This window comes from Methylobacterium sp. AC433 (assembly GCF_979253015.1).
The window spans coordinates 1-242 of the sequence record NZ_CEEDBN010000101.1; the positions used below are offsets into that span (position 1 = coordinate 1).

1 pseudogene is annotated in these 242 nt (G+C 75.2%); it reads left to right on the forward strand.

The features are described 5' to 3' along the window. Positions 1–11: 11 nt before the first annotated feature. Positions 12–242 (forward strand): annotated as a pseudogene (locus tag AC0IWM_RS23880) (uracil-DNA glycosylase); the annotation flags it as partial.

Sequence of the window (242 nt, forward strand, 5' to 3'; positions counted from 1 at the left end):
CCTCAGCCGGCATCGGCGAACCGAAGAGCCTGCGCGACCCGGGCGTCCTCGTCGCGCGCAAGGCCCTGCTGGACGATCCCCACATCGCGCCGATCCGCGCCCTCGCCCGGCAGATCGCGCAGGCCCGCGGCGCCGAGGTTCCCGATCCCGATCCCCTCGACGGCGGCATCGAGGCCCGCCTGCTGCTCCTCTTGGAGACCCCGGGGCCGAGCATCCGCGGCACCGGCTTCGTCTCGCGCGAC